A 16,800-nucleotide genomic window follows, 5' to 3' on the forward strand; every position below is an offset into this window, starting at 1 on the left:
AGAAAGAAGCTATGGCTACCTTCCTGTACCGCCTCGGCAGTACGGCCTACCGCAAATGGCCGGTGTTCATCGCCGCCTGGCTGCTGGCCGTGATCGGATTCGGCGCGCTCGCCGGCGCCGTCTCCAAGCCGATGGCCGACTCCTTCAGCATTCCCGGAATTCCTTCGCTCCAGGCGCAGGACATGCAGAAGAAGCTGTTCCCGGACGCCAAGGACGTCGAGAACGCCGCCACGGTCAACGTCGTGCTGGCCGCGCCCGAGGGCCACTCGCTGCGCGAGGCGAAGTACCAGCAGGCCGCCGGTGCGCTGGTCAAGGACCTCGCCACCGTCCCGCAGATGCCGAAGACGCAGATCGCGCCGCCGGTGCCCGCAGCCGATGCGCAGTACAAGATGGCCGTGCAGGGCGCGATGAAGAACGGTGCTCCGAAGGCCGTCGCCGAGGCGAACGCGAAGGTGCTCCTGCCGCTCTCCGCAGACGGCCGGGTCGGCACGATCACCTTCGATTTCGACGTACCTGCCGTACCGGACGTGAAGCCGGCGACCAAGGACAAGCTGACCGAGGTGCTTCAAAAGCACGCGAAGACCAGCGGTATGCAGATCGAGGTCAACGGTCAGGGCATGCAGGCGATCCCGGAGACCGGCGGCAGTGCTGAGCTGATCGGTATCGCCGTCGCCGCGATCGTCCTGATCATCACCTTCGGCTCGCTCGTAGCCGCCGGTATGCCGATCATCGCCGCGTTCTTCGGTGTCGCGATGGGCATGATCGGGATGTACATCGCTACCGCCTTCACGACCATCGGCACCACCACGCCGATCCTCGCGACGATGATCGGCCTCGCGGTCGGCATCGACTACACGCTGTTCATCCTGGCTCGCTACCGCGCGGAGCTGCGGCACACCGAGGATCGTGCGCATGCCGCAGGTCTTGCTGTCGGAAAGGCCGGTTCCGCCGTCGTGTTCGCCGGTCTGACCGTGCTGATCGCCCTGGCGGCGCTCGCCGTCGTCGGCATCCCGTTCCTGACCTCGATGGGTATGGCAGCTGCCGGCACGGTGTTCTTCGCGGTGCTCGTCGCCCTCACCCTGCTGCCCGCGATCCTCGGAATGTTCAAGAGCAAGGCCTTCGCCGGACGCGTCCGTCGTCACAAGGACCCGCTGGACGAGGACGGTCGCCCGCTCAACAACGGCGTCCGCTGGGCCCGTTTCCTGGGCAAGAAGCCGGCCGCCATCGTCGCTCTCGTGGTCGTGTTGCTCGGTGCGCTGGCCGTGCCGATGAAGGACCTGCACCTCGCGTTGCCCACCGACTCCACGGCCGCCAAGTCGACTACGCAGCGCAAGGCTGCTGACCTGGTCGCCGGGGCGTTCGGCGAAGGGCGGCAGTCCCCGCTGGTGACCGTCGTGGACGGTTCGTCGCTGAAGACCCCGCAGGAGCGCGTCGCCGCCTACAACAAGGTCGTCCAGTGGGCGGCCGGGCAGGACAACGTCGCGAACGCCCAGATGGTCGCGGTCAACAAGGACATGTCGGGCGCTCAGGTGCTCATCACGCCCAAGACCGCCGCTGACGACACGAAGACCGAGGACCTGCTGCACGCGCTGCGCGGCGGTGAGTCCGGCATCGAGTCGCAGACCAGGACCGACATCGGGATCACCGGTGTGACCGCCATCCAGACGGACGTCTCGGAGCGGCTGACCGAGGCGCTGCCGATCTACCTCGCGGTGGTCATCGGCCTGGCGTTCCTCCTGCTGTTGCTGGTCTTCCGGTCGCTGCTGGTGCCGCTGACCGCGACGCTCGGCTTCCTGCTGTCGGTGCTTGCGACGCTCGGTGCGACCGTGCTGATCTTCCAGGAAGGCACGTTCGGCCTCGTCGAAGGCGCACCGCTGGTGAGCTTCATGCCGATCATCCTGATCGGTCTGGTGTTCGGCCTGGCGATGGATTACCAGGTCTTCCTGGTCACCCGGATGCGGGAGGCGTACGTGCACGGCATGTCGGCCCGCGAGGCGGTGGTCGACGGCTTCCGCCACGGCGCCCGTGTGGTCTCCGCGGCTGCGGCGATCATGATCTCCGTCTTCGCCGCGTTCATCCTGCAGGACAACTCGCTGATCCAATCGATGGGCTTCGCGCTGGCGATCGCGGTCTTCTTCGACGCGTTCGTCATCCGGATGACGCTCATCCCGGCACTCATGTACCTGATGGGCGACAAGGCGTGGTCCCTGCCGAAGTGGCTGGACAAGATCCTGCCGTCGGTCGACGTCGAGGGCGAGAAGCTCGTCGGTATCCACCCGGAGCTGGAGAAGGAGCCGGTGCTCGAGGACGACTGATCCTCGGGCCCACACAGCAGGCGGGGTCGCGCCCTTTTTTCGGGGGAGGGCGCGACCCCGTCGTCATACCCGCCCCAGCCCCGGAAAGACGCAAAGTTCGGTCGGTCGCACGCGGCAGTCCGGATGTGAGTCATGTCACATTTCGTGACCTTCCTGTAACACTTCGTCGACGTGTCGCGTTGTTGCCCCTGACCGCATGGTTGCCCGACCGCTCGGACCAATGAGTTGCGTCGGGAGCTGGCACGTTCGCTCGCCGTACCTCCCAGGTGAACGTCGCGTCCGGAACTTCCGGAGCCAGACGAGGCGCCGCGGTGCATGACGAGCCGACCGATCGGAGGCTTGCGTGCGCCTGGTGAGGCAGCAAACCGAAGGGAAGCATTTTGCTCAACAACCGCAAGACCCGAATCTCCACCCTCGCCGTGACGGGCGCCGCTGCCGCGGCTGCCGTGTCGTTCGGTACCGCCGGCGAGGCCAAGGCCGAGACAGTCTGGGACCGCGTCGCACAGTGTGAGTCGGGTGGCAACTGGAGCATCAACACCGGTAACGGCTACTACGGCGGACTGCAGTTCAGCCAGCAGACCTGGAGCGGCTTCGGTGGCTCCGGCTCGCCGGCCAACGCCAGCAAGGCCGAGCAGATCCGTGTCGCCCAGCGCACCCTCGCGGTGCAGGGCCCCGGCGCGTGGCCGGTGTGCTCCGTGCGTGCGGGTCTCACCCGCGCCAACGGTGGCGCCACCTCCTCGACCGCCCCGGCCCAGGCCGCTGCGCAGCAGCAGACCTCGCGCAGCGCTACGCGCAAGGCTCCGCAGCAGCAGGCTCCGACCTACCAGGCGCCGAAGAAGCAGTACCAGGCGCCGAAGAAGAGCTACCAGCAGCAGGCTCCGGTGCAGCAGCAGGCTCCGGTGCAGCAGCAGGCTCCCGTGCAGCAGGCCCCCAAGAAGGTCAAGCAGCACAAGCACGAGGTCACCCGCGCGACCCCGAAGGTGCAGAGCACCGGTGACACCTACACGGTGAAGTCGGGCGACACCCTTGGCAAGATCGCCGAGAAGCTCGGTCTGAACAACTGGAAGTCGCTGTTCCACCTGAACAACGACAAGATCAGCAACCCGAACCTGATCTTCGTCGGCCAGGTCTTCGACATCCCGGCGAACTGATCACCGGGTAGTCACCCCCCTGAACGAATCCCCCGGACGCGTCACGCGTCCGGGGGATTCGTTCTGTCGCGGAACGGTCAGCGAGGCAACGGCGGCAGCGGCAGCGCGTACACCCATGCGTCGATCAGGTCGTCGATGCGGACGCCGCTGTGCTCGCCGGCGAACGCCACGAATTCCTGTGTGGACACGTTCTTCCCGTTGTAGGCCTTGACCCAGTCCTGCAGCATCGCGAAGAAGCAGGAGTCGCCCAGACGCTTGCGCACCGCGTGGACGGTGAGCGCGCCGCGCTTGTAGACGCGGTCGTCGAAGACGTCCGCCTGGCCCGGGTCGCCGAGCAACAGATCCTGCGTCTTGCGCGTGAGACCGGCGTGGTGCTCGGCGGCACGCTCGTCGGTCGAGGGCCCGCCGGACTCCTGTGACCACAGCCACTCGGCGTAGCAGGCGAAGCCCTCGTGCAGCCAGATGTCTTTGAGCGAGTGCATGGTGACCGCGTTGCCGAACCACTGGTGTGACAGTTCGTGCGCGATCAGACGCTGGGCGTCCCATCCACGGTTGAGGAAGTTCGTGCCGAAGATCGACAGCGACTGTGCTTCGAGCGGGATCTCCAGCGGCTCGTCGGTGACCACGACGCGGTAGACATCGAACGGGTACGGCCCGAAGAGGCGGGTGAAGAACTCCAGCATCGCCGGCTGGTCGGCGAACGCACGCTCGAAGGCGGTCCGTCGCGCCGGCGGCACCGCACCGCTCATCGGGACATCGGCCGACTGCGGCACCTCGACGTACCGCCCGATCTGGACGGTGGCGAGGTAGGGAGCCATCGGCTCGCGTTGTTCGTAGGTCCACACCACGCGTCCAGCGCGGCGGCGGGAGGCGGTGCGGATCCCGTTGCACACCACCAGGTAGTCGGGGTGGGTCGCGACCGTGATGGTGTAAGTGGCCTTGTTCGACGTGCGGTCGTTGCAGGGGAACCAGCTCGGTGCGCCGCCGGGCTGCGCGGCGACGATCGCGCCGTCCGTGAGCTCTTCCCAACCGGCGTCCCCGACCTCGTCCTTCACCGGTACCGGCACGCCGCGGTAGGCGACCGTCAGGCGGATCTCCTCGCCCTTGGCGAGTTCCTTGGCCAGCTTGATCCGCAGCCGTGAGTCGCGGTGGGTGTAGCGGGCCACCCGGACCCCGGAGATCTTGACGACCTTCAACGCGTGCAGGTCGACCACCAGTTCGTCGAGCTTCTTGCAGGCGCGGATGTGCAGCGTCGCCTTGCCGGCGAGGTTGTTGTTCTCGATCGCGTAGTCGAGGTCGAGGTCGTAATGGGTGACCTCGTACGAGGCATCACCGTGCCCGGGCAGGTAAGGATCGACGGGGCTCTTGCTCAGGGGGCTCAACAGGTTTCACCATCTACAGCGGTAGTCATCGGAAGTGGTTGCAGTAGCGACCGGTTCACGGCTGGTCGCCTTCGTTCCATGCGCCGATCGGGTTGCCCAACCAGCGGGTCTTGTCGGGCACCGACTCCCCGCGCATGACCAACGACACCGGGCCGACGGTAGCCGACCGACCCAGGGTTGCGGCGGGAAGTATCACGCCGTGCGGGCCGAGCGTCGCGCCTTCCTTGAGCGTCACCGTGTCCATCGACAGGACGCGGTCGTGGAACAGGTGGGTCTGGACGACGCAGCCGCGGCCGACCGTTGCTCCGTCGCGCAGTTCGATCAGGTCGGCCTCGGGCAGCCAGTACGTCTCGCACCAGACGCCGCGTCCGATCTTGGCGCCCATCGTCCGCAGCCAGAGGTTGAGCACGGGGGTGCCGGACGCCGAGCGGGCGAGCCATGGGGCGGCGAGCATCTCGACGAAGGTGTCGGCTAGTTCGTTGCGCCACACGAACGAACTCCACAGCGGGTGTTCACCGCGGCGGATGCGTCCGACCAGCACCCACTTCGACAAGGACGCCAGGCCGGAGGCGATCGCGCCGCCGACCATCAGCACCGGACCGACCAGCACGATCATCGGCACGACGCCCCAGTGACGCTGGATCTCCAGCAACGCCGCGGCCACGGCGACACACAGCCCGAAGGCCAGCAACACCGGGACGATGCGGCACAGTTCGACGATGCCGCGGGCGATCCGCAGTCTGCGGGCCGGTCGGAACGTTCGGCTGTCGTCGGTCTTGCTGGACTCGCGACGCAGCTTCACCGGGGGACTGCCCAGCCAGGACGTGCCCGACTTCGGCTTCTCGGACTTGCTCGGTGCGGCGGACAGCACCGCGACGAGGCCGCGCTTGGGCACCTTGCGGCCGGGTGCGGCCATGCCGGAGTTGCCGAGGAAGGCGCGCTTGCCGATCTTGGTGCGGCCGACGCGCAGGCGTCCGTCATGCAGTTCGTAGGGGCCCACGAGGGTGTCGTCGGCGAGGAAGGACGCCTCCCCGACGGTGACCAGCTTGGGGATCATCAGGACGGTGGACGCCTCGACGTCCTTGCCGATGGTGGCACCGAGCGAGCGCAACCAAGCCGGGGTGAGCGCGCTGGAGTAGAGCGGGAACAGCCAGCCGCGCGCTTCGTCCATGAGGCGCAGGGTGCCCCAGGCGCGCAGAGCCTGCCCGCTGTGCACGGGGAACTCACCTTCCTGAAGCTTGGCCTGCAGCAGTCGGGCGAGCAGCCAGATCGACGCGGTGAGAAGGGTCAGTCCGGTCAGTCCACCGGCGAGGACCATCGGGACGGCCATCGTCCAGGCCGACCGGTCGTCGAGCACCAGGGAGCCGACGTAGATCGCGGCAGCTGTGGCAAGTACGGGCAGTCCGGCGATCAACAGGGCGAGCGTGCCGTACGCGAGGGTGAAGATCGGCCGGTGCGGAGGGCGGTCAATCTCCCGCGGCTTCATCCTGGCCAGCTTGGTCGCGGGTGCGCCGCTCCAGAACTCCTCGTCCGGCACGGTGCCGAAAACGCCTGAGCCCGGGGCGATCTCGCTGCCTCGACCGACGATCGCGCCCGGCGTGAGGGTCGACCGGGTGCCCACCCGGGAGTCCTTGCGGACATGGACCTGCCCGATGTGCAGGCGGTCGCCGTCGAGCCAGTGCCCGGACAGGTCGACCTCCGGCTCGATGGAGGCGTACTGACCGACGGTGAGCATGCCGGTGACCGGCGGGATCGTGTGCAGGTCGGCGTCCTTGCCCACCTTGGCGCCGAGCAGGCGGGCGTACGTCGTCATCCAGGGCGCGCTCGACAGTCGGATCGCACCGCTCTCCTCGGCGATCTTCTCGGCCAGCCACAGTCGCATGTGGATCTTGCCGCCGCGGGGGTAGTTACCCGGCTTGAGTCCGGCCAGCGTGATGCGAATCAGGCTGGTCGCCAGCAGGATTCGTCCAGGAGGCGTGAGAAAGATCAGCACCAACGGGAGGATCAGCCACCATGACGCCGTTGGGAGATCGCGATCGACCACGAGGGCGGTGAGCTTCGTACCCAGCAGCAACCAGGCGATCCAGCGCATACCGGCCAGGGCCCGCGTGCCGACCAGCCCTACGTGCTGCCCGATCTGTGTCTTGAGTGGAGTCGGCGGGACGGTGCGTTCCCGCACGTTTGCCGGAGCGGCCATCGAATCCAGTTGTGTGGCAAGGGCTCCCACCGTCGGATAGTCGTAGATGTCGGCGACGGTCACCTCGGGATGCGTCTGGCGCAGACGGGACACCAGCTGCGCCGCGGTCAGGCTGCCGCCGCCGGCCTCGAAGAAATCGTCCTTGGGCGTGGCGACCACGACGCCCATGACCTCCAGCCACAGGTCGGCGACCATCTTCGCGGTGCCTTCGAGTTCGACAGACTCCTGCCCGACCGGACGCAGCGTGGGCACGGGCCAGGGGAGTGCGTCGCGGTCGATCTTTCCGCTGGTGCGCGTCGGGAGGGTGTCGACCTCGGCGAGCCGCGGCACCATCGTCGCGGGCAGTTCCGCACGCAGCCGGTCCATCGCCACCGACAGGTCGAAGTCGGGCTTGGTGGTCAGGTAGCCGACCAGGATCTTGTTGCCGGTGCTGGTCGATCGGATCGCCGCCGCGCCGCCGTGCACTCCGGGCAGCGCGGTGAGGGCGGCGTCGATCTCACCGAGTTCGATACGGAGTCCGCCGAGTTTGATCTGGTCGTCCGCGCGACCGGCGAAGAGCAGTCCTTCGGAGTCCTTCACCACGTGGTCACCGGAGCGGTACGCCCGCTCCCAGCCGAGAGTCGGCATCGGTGCGTACTTCTCGGCGTCCTTGGCCGGGTCGAGGTAGCGCGCGAGGCCGACCCCGCCGATGATGAGTTCGCCGGTCTCGCCCTCGGCGACCGGGTTGCCGTCGGTGTCGACGACCTCGAGGTCCCACCCGTCGAGCGGGAGGCCGATGCGGACGGGGCCGTCGCCGGTCAGCTGCGCGCCACAGGCGACGACGGTCGCCTCTGTGGGCCCGTAGGTGTTCCAGATCTCGCGGGTCTCGGTGGCGTACCGGGTGCCGAGCTCGGGCGGGCAGGCCTCGCCGCCGAGGATGAGCAGACGCACCTTCGACAGTGCTTCGGCCGGCCACAGGGCCAGCAAAGTCGGCACCGTCGAGACGACCGTGATGTCGTTGGCGATCAACCATGGACCGAGGTCCATCCCCGACTTCACCAACGACCGTGGTGCCGGGACGAGGCAGGCGCCGTACCGCCACGCCAGCCACATCTCCTCACAGGAGGCGTCGAACGCAACGGAGAGACCGGCCATAACTCGGTCGTCCGGGCCGATCGGGCTGTCCTGCAGAAACATTCGTGACTCGGCATCGACGAACGCTGCAGCATTGCGGTGCGTGACCGCGACGCCCTTCGGCTTGCCGGTCGAACCTGACGTGAAGATGATCCAGGCGTCGTCCTCGGTCGTCGGCGGCTCGACCGACTCCTTGGGTTCGGCCTCACGGCGGACGTCGATCGCCAGGTCATCGCCGAGCACGGCAGCCACCTGCGCCTCGCCGAAGACGGTGCGGGCGCGCTCGTCCGGGTCGTCCGCGTCCACCGGCACGTAGGCCGCTCCCGCGGCGATGATGCCGAGGATCGCGACATAGAGGTCGGTCGTGCCGGACTTGATACGGACGCCGACGCGGTCGCCGCGTCCAACCCCGGCGGTGGCGAGCTGCTCGCTGAGTTCGGTGACCCGCTCGTCGAGTTCGGCGTACGTCAGTACCTCGCGCCCGTTGTCGAGGGCGGGCGCGTCCGGGCACTCCTGCACGGTCTCGGCGAAGATGTCGACGAGCGTGCGGGGTGCCGGGGCCAGATCGCCTCGCAACAAGGACACGGATCCATCGCTTTCGTCGGGAGCAGCGGCCATATTGTGCCGCGGTCAGGTGAACGCCGCTGTGTCGGTCGGCATTCGGCCTTCGATGGACGAGGCAGAACCGATTTGCTCGCGTCCATAAACTGATTCACATGGTGGATCCGATCGCAGCCCTGACCTCACACGTCCAGAAGGCCATGGTGGCTGCGCTGGGCGACGAGTTCGCGAGCGCCGATCCGGTGATCCGTCCGGCCAACAAGAAGCAGACCAGCGCCGACCTGCAGGTCAACGCGGCGATGGCGCTGGCGAAGAAGGCCGGCAAGAACCCGCGCGAGGTCGCGCAGTCGATCGCGGCCGACCTGCCGCCCGACGACCTGATCGAGTCGGTTGAGGTCGCCGGTCCCGGCTTCCTCAATGTCACCCTGCACTCGCGATGGATCGCCGAAGCAGCCGCGTCGATGATCGGTGAGCCTTTGCTCGGCACGGTGCTTCCCGAGCAGCAGACGATCGTCATCGACTATTCCTCGCCCAACGCGGCCAAGGAGATGCATGTCGGGCACCTGCGCACCACCGTCGTGGGCGACTCACTCGCGCGAACGCTGGAGTTCCTCGGGCACGACGTCATTCGCCAGAACCACCTCGGCGACTGGGGCACCGCCTTCGGCATGCTGGTCGAGCATCTCCTCGAAGTCGGCGATGGCAGCGATGACGCAAAGCTGCTGACCATCGACCCCAACGCGTTCTATCGCGCCGCGCGGGCGAAGTTCGATGCGGACGCAGACTTTGCCACTCGCGCTCGTGCCCGTGTCGCGACCCTGCAGGGTGGCGACCCCGACAGCCTGCGGCTGTGGAGGGAGATCCTCGACCTCACCAAGGGCTACCTGCGCCGGGTCTACTCCGTTCTCGGGGTCACCCTCACCGACGACGACATCGCCGGGGAGTCGTCCTACAACGATGAGCTTGCCGAGGTGTGCAAGACGTTGGAGGACAAGGGAATTGCCGTCATGAGCGACGGCGCTCTGTGCATCTTCTCCGACGAGTTCACCGGACGCGACGACAAACCGGTGCCGCTGATCATCCGTAAGTCCGACGGCGGATACGGCTACGCGACGACCGACCTCGCGACGATTCGTCGCCGTTCGCTGCAGATGAAGGCCGACCGCGCGATCTACGTCGTGGGCGCGCCGCAGAACCTGCACTTCCGCATGGTCTGGGCCGCCGCCGACAAGGCCGGCTGGATCAAGGGCACCGAGCCCGTCCACGTGCAGATCGGCAACGTCGTGGGCACGGACGGCAAGATCCTGAAGACCCGGTCGGGCGACCTGGTGTCGCTGCAGTCGCTGGTCGACGCCGCGCTGGAGCGGGCCGCGACCGTGGTGGCCGAGTCGCGTCCGGAGCTGGATGAGCAGACCCGCGCCACCATCGCCCACCAGGTGGGGGTCGCCGCGATCAAGTACGCCGATCTGTCGGTCAGCCACGACTCCGGTTACACCTTCGACCTCGACCGGATGGTCGCCTTCCAGGGCAACACCGGTCCGTACCTGCAGTACGCGACCGCCCGTATTCGTTCGATCCTGGCCCGTGCGGACGTCGTCGACCCGAAGGGTCCGATCGTGCTCGGCGAGCCGGCCGAGCGCGACCTCGCCCTGAAGGTGCTGGAGTTCGGCTCGGTCGTCAACCAGGTCGGCGAGAGCCTCGAACCGCACAAACTCGCCGCGTACCTGTTCGAGCTGGCGACCACTTTCACCGCGTTCTACGAGGCGTGCCCGGTGCTCAAGGCCGAGGACGCCGCCGTCCGTGACTCGCGCCTGGCGCTGTGCCGGCTGACCCTCGAGGTGCTGACCCGCGGCTTGTCGTTGCTCGGCATCGAGGCGCCCGACCAAATGTAGGCGCCGTCCACGGTCCTCCCGACGAGGGCACGCCAGATGCACGAGGGCACTCCGTATACGGAGTGCCCTGATGCATTTGGAGTGCCCTCGCCGGGACGGTCAGTCGCGCGGCGCGGTGTTCTTCGGCGTCAGCAACTCGTCCAGGACCGCTCCGAGGACGGCGAGCAGCGCCTTCTTCCATTGCGGCGTCGGGTCGACCGGCATCGCCAGCTTCTCGCCCTCGGGGTCGAAGCCGACCTTGTGCACTTCCTTGTCCTTCGGCAGCGCGATGCCGGGGCAGACCGAGTCCTTGTCCATCAGCTTGCCGTTCTGCAGGAAGCCGTAGGTCTGCTGCTCGACGCACAGGTTGCCGCTACCCAGCACGGCACCGTGGTTGCCCTGGTCGTTGACCGCGAGGAAGCGGGTGTTCTTGGACGCCTTGTGCGCCTTCAGCCCGCCTTCGTACGCGGTCGCCGGGTCGTTCTCGGTCTGCACCAGCAGCATCTGCGGCGCCTTCGAGGTGTCGACCTTCATGTCCTGTGCCTTGTAGGGCCAGTACGCGCACTCGTTCGCCATGTCGAAGTAGCCGACGAGCGGGTACTTCTGGCCGTCCTGCTTGGCACGGTCGACGTACGACTTCTCGTCCTTGTTCCACGAGGTGTCGTTGCAGCGGATCGCCATGAACACGGTGTTCTGGTTGCGGGAGTCGTCGATGTCCTTCTTGGTGCGGCCGCCGCCGGCAGCACCCTCGGCGGTGCGCAGCGCCTCCGCGTCACCGTTCATCGCCTGCTTCAGCAGCGCCAGTAGCGCACCGGAGCTCTGGAAACCGCGGTCGCTGTACAGCGTCTGGGCGACGATGTTGTCGATGATCATCGGCTCGAACTGGCCGAGCTTGCCCTCGCCCGCAGCCTTGCGGATGTCCTCGTAGGAGGCGTTGACGTCGTCCGGGGTCGAGCCGAGGTCGTAGGTGGTGTTCTGGCGGGCCAGCCACGGCAGCAGCTGATCCTTGAAACGGCGCTGGAACGACATCGGCTGGGTGGCCCAGCTCGACTGCAGTGTGCCGGTGAACTCGGTGTTGCTGTCCAGCACGAAGCGTCCGACCTGCTTGGGGAACAGCGTCGAGTAGTACGCCCCGAGCCAGGTGCCGGCGCTCACGCCGTAGTAGTCGACGGTCTCGACCTTCAACAACTGGCGGACGAGTTCGTGGTCACGCGCAGTATTGGCCGTGGTGATGTACGGCAGCAGATCGCCGTTCTCACGCGCGCACTCGTCCACGGTCTTCTTCGCGGCGGTCTGCAGGGCCGAGATGTCGGTGTCGGACAGGTTGCGGTAGTCGGTGACACCGCGCGCGGAGTACGACTTGCAGGTCAGCCGCGTCCCGCCGCCGACGCCGCGGGGGTCGATGCCGATGACCACGTGGCTCTCGCCGAGCGGGGACAGTGCCGCGGTGATCACCGAGAAGGCACCGGCCGGTCCGCCGGGGCCGCCGGGATTGGTCATCAGGACGCGGTGGTTCTCGCCCTTGGCCGGCTTGGTGCGGGTGACCATCACCTCGATCTCGCCCTTGCCAGGGTCGCTGTAGTCCTTCGGCACCTTGATCTTGGCGCATTCGCTGCGGTCGTTGACCGGGGCCAGGTCACGCAGACTGAAGGACTTGAGTTCCTTCACATCGTCGGTGCAGGTGTCCTTGCTCCACTGCATCTGCTGGGCGGTGTACTTGCTGAGGTCGGCGCCGGTGGGGGAGAGCTTGCCGTCGCCGGCAGCCGTCGTGTCGCCACCGCCGCCGTTCGCCGATGTCGAGGTCGTGGTCGTCGTCGACGAACCGGTGTTCTTGGAGCCTTCGCTGTCGCCGTTGCAACCAGCCAGCGTCGCCGCCAACGTGACCACCGTCGTCGCGGTCAACGCCCGCGTCCCCCACTTGTGCGCCATGTCCCCTGCTCCTGGTCGATTGAGTCCTGCCGGGAGCCTAGACGGACTCGAGCGGGTAGATGGTTCCTGGTGCAGACCGTCAGCCGGGGAAGCCCTGAGGATTCGCCGACTGCCAACGCCAGGTGTCGGCACACATGTCCTCGATGGACTTCGTTGTGCGCCAGCCGAGTTCGTGCAACGCGCGGGTCGGATCGGCGTACGTCACCGGCAGATCACCGGCGCGGCGAGGTCCGACCTCGTACGGGATCTCGACTCCGGTGGCCGTACGGAACGCGTTGATCATGGCCAATACGGACGTCGGCACGCCGGTGCCGAGGTTGAACGCGCGTACCGGTTCGGCCATCGCGGCGATGTGCTCCAGTGCGGCGAGGTGCCCGGCGGCGAGGTCTTCCACGTGGATGTAGTCGCGCTCGCAGGTGCCGTCGGCGGTGTCGTAGTCGTCACCGAACACGGTCAGCTTCTCCCGGCGTCCGACCGCGACCTGGGAGATGAACGGCATCAAGTTGTTCGGGATGCCCTGCGGGTCCTCGCCGATCGTGCCGGACGGGTGCGCGCCGACCGGGTTGAAATAGCGCAGCAGCGCGACCCGCATGCCGGGTGTCGCACGGGCGACATCGCCGATGATCTGCTCGTTCATCACCTTCGTCCAGCCGTACGGGTTGGACGACTGCAGTGGTCGGTAGTCCTCCTGGGACGGCTGCGGGGACTCATCGCCGTACACCGTCGCCGAGGACGAGAACACCAGGCGGTGGACGCCGTGCGTCGCCATCGCGCGCAGCAGACTGAACGTGCTGTCCAGGTTGTTGCGGTAGTACTGCAGCGGCTTCTCGACACTCTCGCCGACGGCCTTGTGCCCGGCGAAGTGGATCACCGCGTCGAACCGCTCGGCCGCGAACAGCGCCTCGGTCTTGTCGGGGTCGCACAGGTCGAACGCGTGCAGCGGGATGTGGCCGCCGACAAGCTGCTCGACCCGTGCCACGGCGCTCGCCTTGCTGTTGTCGAAATCGTCGACGACGGTCACGTCGTGCCCGGCCTGCTTGAGCTGAACGACCGTGTGCGAACCGATGAAGCCGGCCCCACCGGCGACGAGAACATGCATGAGCGCACCCTACTTTCCATCGTCCCCGACCGGTTCGGGAACGACCTCTGACCGGCGTTCTGTTGCGTGCCGCTACCGTCCCCGTCGGCTCGGACGTCCTGACACTATGGACCGGTGAATTCCGTGCCGTGGACCCCGGAGCACGCCGCCACCGTGCGGCGCGCGCCGTTGTCGAAACAGCGTGGCGGCTACAACTGCGACGATGTCGACCGCTATCTGCAGCACGTCGTCGCCCTGATGCGCGCCCGCCGCGAGGTGCCCTCCGCGCCGTTGTCCGGGCTGCGTCGCTCGCCGCTCAAGCAGGGCTATTCGCCGGCCGCCGTCGAGGCATTGTTCGGCCACATTGCTGATTGGCAGAGCGAGTTGGCGGCGCCGAAGCGCGCCCCTGCCGAAGCGATGGCAGCTGCCGTGCCGCAGCGTCCGTACTGGACTCCGCAGCAACTCGACTGGGTGCGTGAATCGAACTTCCGGCCGGCCCGTGGCAAGCGCGGCTACGCCGAGGACGAGGTCGACTCCTTCCTCGACCGGGTGCTCATCGCGATGACCAAGGGGGAGGAGTTGCCCGACATCGACTCGGTGCGCTTCTACCCGCCCCGCGCTGGTCGCGCGGGTTACGAGGCGCTCGCGGTCGACAAGTTCCTGGACGACCTCAAGCGCCTGCGCCCCATCCTGCGCTGAGCGGCACGCTGGTCGAGTAGGTGCGAGCCCCTGGGCGAGTGCCGCGATCGAGACCATGGTGACGCGATACGCGGAGCCGGGTTGAATGTGGTTGCGTTCCAGCGGATCTCGCGTTGGTTTCGGCGCGTACGGATTCGTTCCTCATCCGTACGGCTCAACCAGCGGTGGTAGGTGAGTCCACACATCACGCAGTCCGGGGCGCAATCTTCGCTGGTTGAGCCGCGGGACTGACGGAGGAATTCCCGGGGGCTGTCATCGACGGCGGGCAGGATCATGACTTCTCCTCGGTGGTGCGTGCCGGCAGGCTGCGCGATCGTCCGCGGAATTCTGCGATCAGAGCGCCGTCTGATTCACGGGTGATCGTGACATCGGTGATTCCGCTACGTCCGAACCGTGCGCGTTCGGTTGCCACACAGCGCAATTCGTCACCGAGGTGAGCGCTGGTCACGAAGGTCACGTCTGCTCCGGAGGCCACGGTGAGTTGCCCGGACGCGTTGCACGCGAGCGCGAACGTCGAGTCGGCCATCGTGAACAGGTAGCCACCGTGCGCGATGTCGTGCCCGTTCACCTGATCCGCGCCGATCGTCATCGTGGTTTCGGCGTGACCGAGGCCGTCGGTGACCCCGACGGCGAGCAACCGGATGCCGAGGCGGGAGGAGGCGCGGTCCTCGCGCCACATGCGGTGGACGTGTTCGAGGTCAGCTCCGACTTCATCCGTGGCCATGTGACGCATGGTTGCATAACTGCATGTGATCTGTAACACGTTGGCCGTTACGATGAGACGATGACTGCTGCAGACCAGACCACCGCATCCGCCGAGACCTCCACCGGCTCAAAGTTCGATTCGGTGCTCGATGACGCGCTCGCAGCCCTTGCCGGGCGCACCTACTTCTCGCGTTACCCCGAATCACCCTCGCCCCGCGTCTACGGCGAAACCGCCGCCGCACAAGGACTTTCCGCCTACGAGGGCCGCCTCGGCAAGCCGTTCGAGGGCCTTCAGGGTGCCTTCGACGACACCACCGTCGGCGACGAGGTCTCGCCCTACGGCCCGACGCTCGGTGTCGCCTACCCACACCTCGACGTCGACGCGGCCATGGCGGCAGCGACGGACGCGATCCCGGCCTGGCGCGATGCCGGCCCGCGCAGGCGGGCGCTGGTGCTGATCGAGGCACTGGACGCGTTGAACAAGCAGTCGTTCGAAATCGGCAACGCGGTGCACCACACGTCCGGCCAGCCGTTCGTGATGGCCTTCCAGGCGGGCGGACCGCAGGCCCAGGACCGCGGCCTCGAGGCCGTCGCCGCGGCGTACGCCGAGCAGTCACGCGTCCCCGAGAGCGTCACCTGGGAGAAACCGGGCAAAGGCGAACCGCTGCGGATGCAGAAGGACTACCGCATCGTGCCGCGCGGGGTCGCCCTCGTCGTCGGCTGCAACACCTTCCCGACCTGGAACGCCTACCCGGGTATCTTCGCCTCGCTCGCCACCGGCAACGCGGTCGTCATCAAGCCGCACCCACGCGCGATCCTGCCGCTCGCCATCACCGTCGAAACGCTGCAGCAAACGTTGAGCGACAACGGTTTCGACCCCAAACTCGTCCAGCTCGCCCCCGAAGCCGATGGCGAAGGCCTGGCCAAGACGCTCGCCGAGCGCGATGAGGTCAAGATCATCGACTACACCGGCGGCCCGACTTTCGGTGCCTGGCTCGAACGTGAGGGCGCGGCCCGTGGGCAGCAGGTTTATACCGAGAAGGCCGGCGTCAACACGGTCGTGGTCGACTCCACCGACAACGTCCGGGCGATGCTGGGCAACCTCGCGTTCTCGCTCAGCCTCTACTCCGGGCAGATGTGCACCACCCCGCAGAACATCTACCTGCCCAAAGACGGCATCGACACCGACGAGGGACACCTGTCGTTCGAGGAGTTCGGTGCCAAGCTCGGCGGCGCGATCGGCAAGCTCACCGGTGAGGACGAGAAGGCGGTCGAGATTCTCGGCGCGACGGTCAACGACGACGTCCGCGCCCGAGCCGGATCGCTCGACAAGATCGCCTCGGACGCCGGCGGCTCCGTCGTCGCCGACACCCGCCAGGTCACGCACCCGAAGTACCCGGACGCCGTGGTCCGGACTCCGGGCTTGATCGGTGTGGGTGTGGAGGCGCAGGGCGCGTACACCACCGAGCAGTTCGGTCCGGTGACCTTCCTCATCGGCACCGACGGCACCGACCAGTCACTGTCGACCTTCCGCGACACCGTCCGCAAGCACGGCGCGATGACCGCTTCCGTGTACTCGACCGACGAGGCCGTGCTCGACAAGGCGCGGGACGCCGCAATGGACGCCGGTGTGGCGCTCTCGGAGAACCTGCTCGGCCAGGTCTTCGTCAACCAGACCGCTGCATTCAGCGACTACCACGGCACCGGTGCCAACCCGGCCGCCAACGCCGCGTACGCCGACAGCGCGTTCGTGGCCGGGCGCTTCCGGGTGATCACCGCTCGCCGCCACGTCTGATTCC

10 protein-coding genes are annotated in these 16,800 nt (G+C 67.3%); 5 read left to right on the forward strand and 5 right to left on the reverse strand.

Features of this window, described 5'->3' with window-relative positions:
• Positions 1-11: 11 nt before the first annotated feature.
• Together FB459_RS02855 and FB459_RS18010 are read left to right on the forward strand one after the other, a co-directional pair.
• Complete coding sequence (locus FB459_RS02855; protein WP_141927402.1) at positions 12-2,315, forward strand: MMPL family transporter; 2,304 nt, start codon at positions 12-14, stop codon at positions 2,313-2,315.
• Positions 2,316-2,695: 380 nt separating this feature from the next.
• The gene (locus tag FB459_RS18010; RefSeq protein ID WP_281279519.1) at positions 2,696-3,466 is read left to right on the forward strand and encodes a LysM peptidoglycan-binding domain-containing protein; all 771 of its coding nucleotides are present in this window, start codon (positions 2,696-2,698) and stop codon (positions 3,464-3,466) included.
• Positions 3,467-3,543: 77 nt separating this feature from the next.
• Here the strand turns inward: FB459_RS18010 and FB459_RS02865 are convergent, their stop codons facing one another.
• Complete coding sequence (locus tag FB459_RS02865) at positions 3,544-4,848, reverse strand: M1 family metallopeptidase (protein WP_141927404.1); 1,305 nt, start codon at positions 4,846-4,848, stop codon at positions 3,544-3,546.
• A 55-nt stretch (positions 4,849-4,903) separates the two neighbouring features.
• A complete protein-coding gene (locus FB459_RS02870; protein WP_141927405.1) occupies positions 4,904-8,776 on the reverse strand; it encodes a Pls/PosA family non-ribosomal peptide synthetase in 3,873 nt (1,290 codons plus the stop codon).
• A gap of 98 nt (positions 8,777-8,874) precedes the next feature.
• On the opposite strand from FB459_RS02870, the gene argS reads away from it, so the two are divergent.
• Complete coding sequence (gene argS / locus FB459_RS02875) at positions 8,875-10,611, forward strand: arginine--tRNA ligase (protein ID WP_141927406.1); 1,737 nt, start codon at positions 8,875-8,877, stop codon at positions 10,609-10,611.
• A gap of 99 nt (positions 10,612-10,710) precedes the next feature.
• Here argS and FB459_RS02880 read toward each other — a convergent pair whose 3' ends face one another.
• Together FB459_RS02880 and galE are read right to left on the reverse strand one after the other, a co-directional pair.
• Complete coding sequence (locus tag FB459_RS02880; protein WP_141927407.1) at positions 10,711-12,519, reverse strand: alpha/beta hydrolase; 1,809 nt, start codon at positions 12,517-12,519, stop codon at positions 10,711-10,713.
• Between the two features lie 79 nt (positions 12,520-12,598).
• Positions 12,599-13,618 carry a UDP-glucose 4-epimerase GalE gene (gene galE / locus FB459_RS02885; RefSeq protein ID WP_141927408.1) on the reverse strand — a complete coding sequence of 340 codons (1,020 nt, stop codon included), beginning with the start codon at positions 13,616-13,618 and terminating at the stop codon, positions 12,599-12,601.
• A 114-nt stretch (positions 13,619-13,732) separates the two neighbouring features.
• Between galE and FB459_RS02890 the strand changes: the two genes are divergently transcribed.
• Complete coding sequence (locus FB459_RS02890) at positions 13,733-14,296, forward strand: DivIVA domain-containing protein (RefSeq protein ID WP_141927409.1); 564 nt, start codon at positions 13,733-13,735, stop codon at positions 14,294-14,296.
• A gap of 271 nt (positions 14,297-14,567) precedes the next feature.
• Here FB459_RS02890 and FB459_RS02895 read toward each other — a convergent pair whose 3' ends face one another.
• Positions 14,568-15,020, reverse strand: coding sequence for a hotdog fold thioesterase (locus tag FB459_RS02895; protein ID WP_246092296.1), 453 nt, complete (start codon positions 15,018-15,020; stop codon positions 14,568-14,570).
• A 60-nt stretch (positions 15,021-15,080) separates the two neighbouring features.
• Here FB459_RS02895 and paaN point away from each other — a divergent pair, with 60 nt between their 5' ends.
• Entirely contained in the window at positions 15,081-16,796 is a 1,716-nt protein-coding gene (gene paaN / locus FB459_RS02900; protein WP_129624370.1) for a phenylacetic acid degradation protein PaaN, read from the forward strand.
• Positions 16,797-16,800 lie beyond the last annotated feature (4 nt).

Source organism: Yimella lutea (genome assembly GCF_006715095.1).
Classification (GTDB): Bacteria; Actinomycetota; Actinomycetes; order Actinomycetales; family Dermatophilaceae; genus Yimella; species Yimella lutea.

What these genes read in the sequence shown, in the direction of transcription:
- FB459_RS02855 (WP_141927402.1), top strand. Translation starts at nt 12, where the DNA reads ATGGCTACCTTCCTGTACCGCCTCGGCAGTACGGCCTACCGCAAATGG.
- FB459_RS02870 (WP_141927405.1), bottom strand. Translation starts at nt 8,776, where the DNA reads ATGGCCGCTGCTCCCGACGAAAGCGATGGATCCGTGTCCTTGTTGCGA.
- argS (WP_141927406.1), top strand. Translation starts at nt 8,875, where the DNA reads ATGGTGGATCCGATCGCAGCCCTGACCTCACACGTCCAGAAGGCCATG.
- FB459_RS02880 (WP_141927407.1), bottom strand. Translation starts at nt 12,519, where the DNA reads ATGGCGCACAAGTGGGGGACGCGGGCGTTGACCGCGACGACGGTGGTC.
- galE (WP_141927408.1), bottom strand. Translation starts at nt 13,618, where the DNA reads ATGCATGTTCTCGTCGCCGGTGGGGCCGGCTTCATCGGTTCGCACACG.
- FB459_RS02895 (WP_246092296.1), bottom strand. Translation starts at nt 15,020, where the DNA reads ATGGCCACGGATGAAGTCGGAGCTGACCTCGAACACGTCCACCGCATG.
- paaN (WP_129624370.1), top strand. Translation starts at nt 15,081, where the DNA reads ATGACTGCTGCAGACCAGACCACCGCATCCGCCGAGACCTCCACCGGC.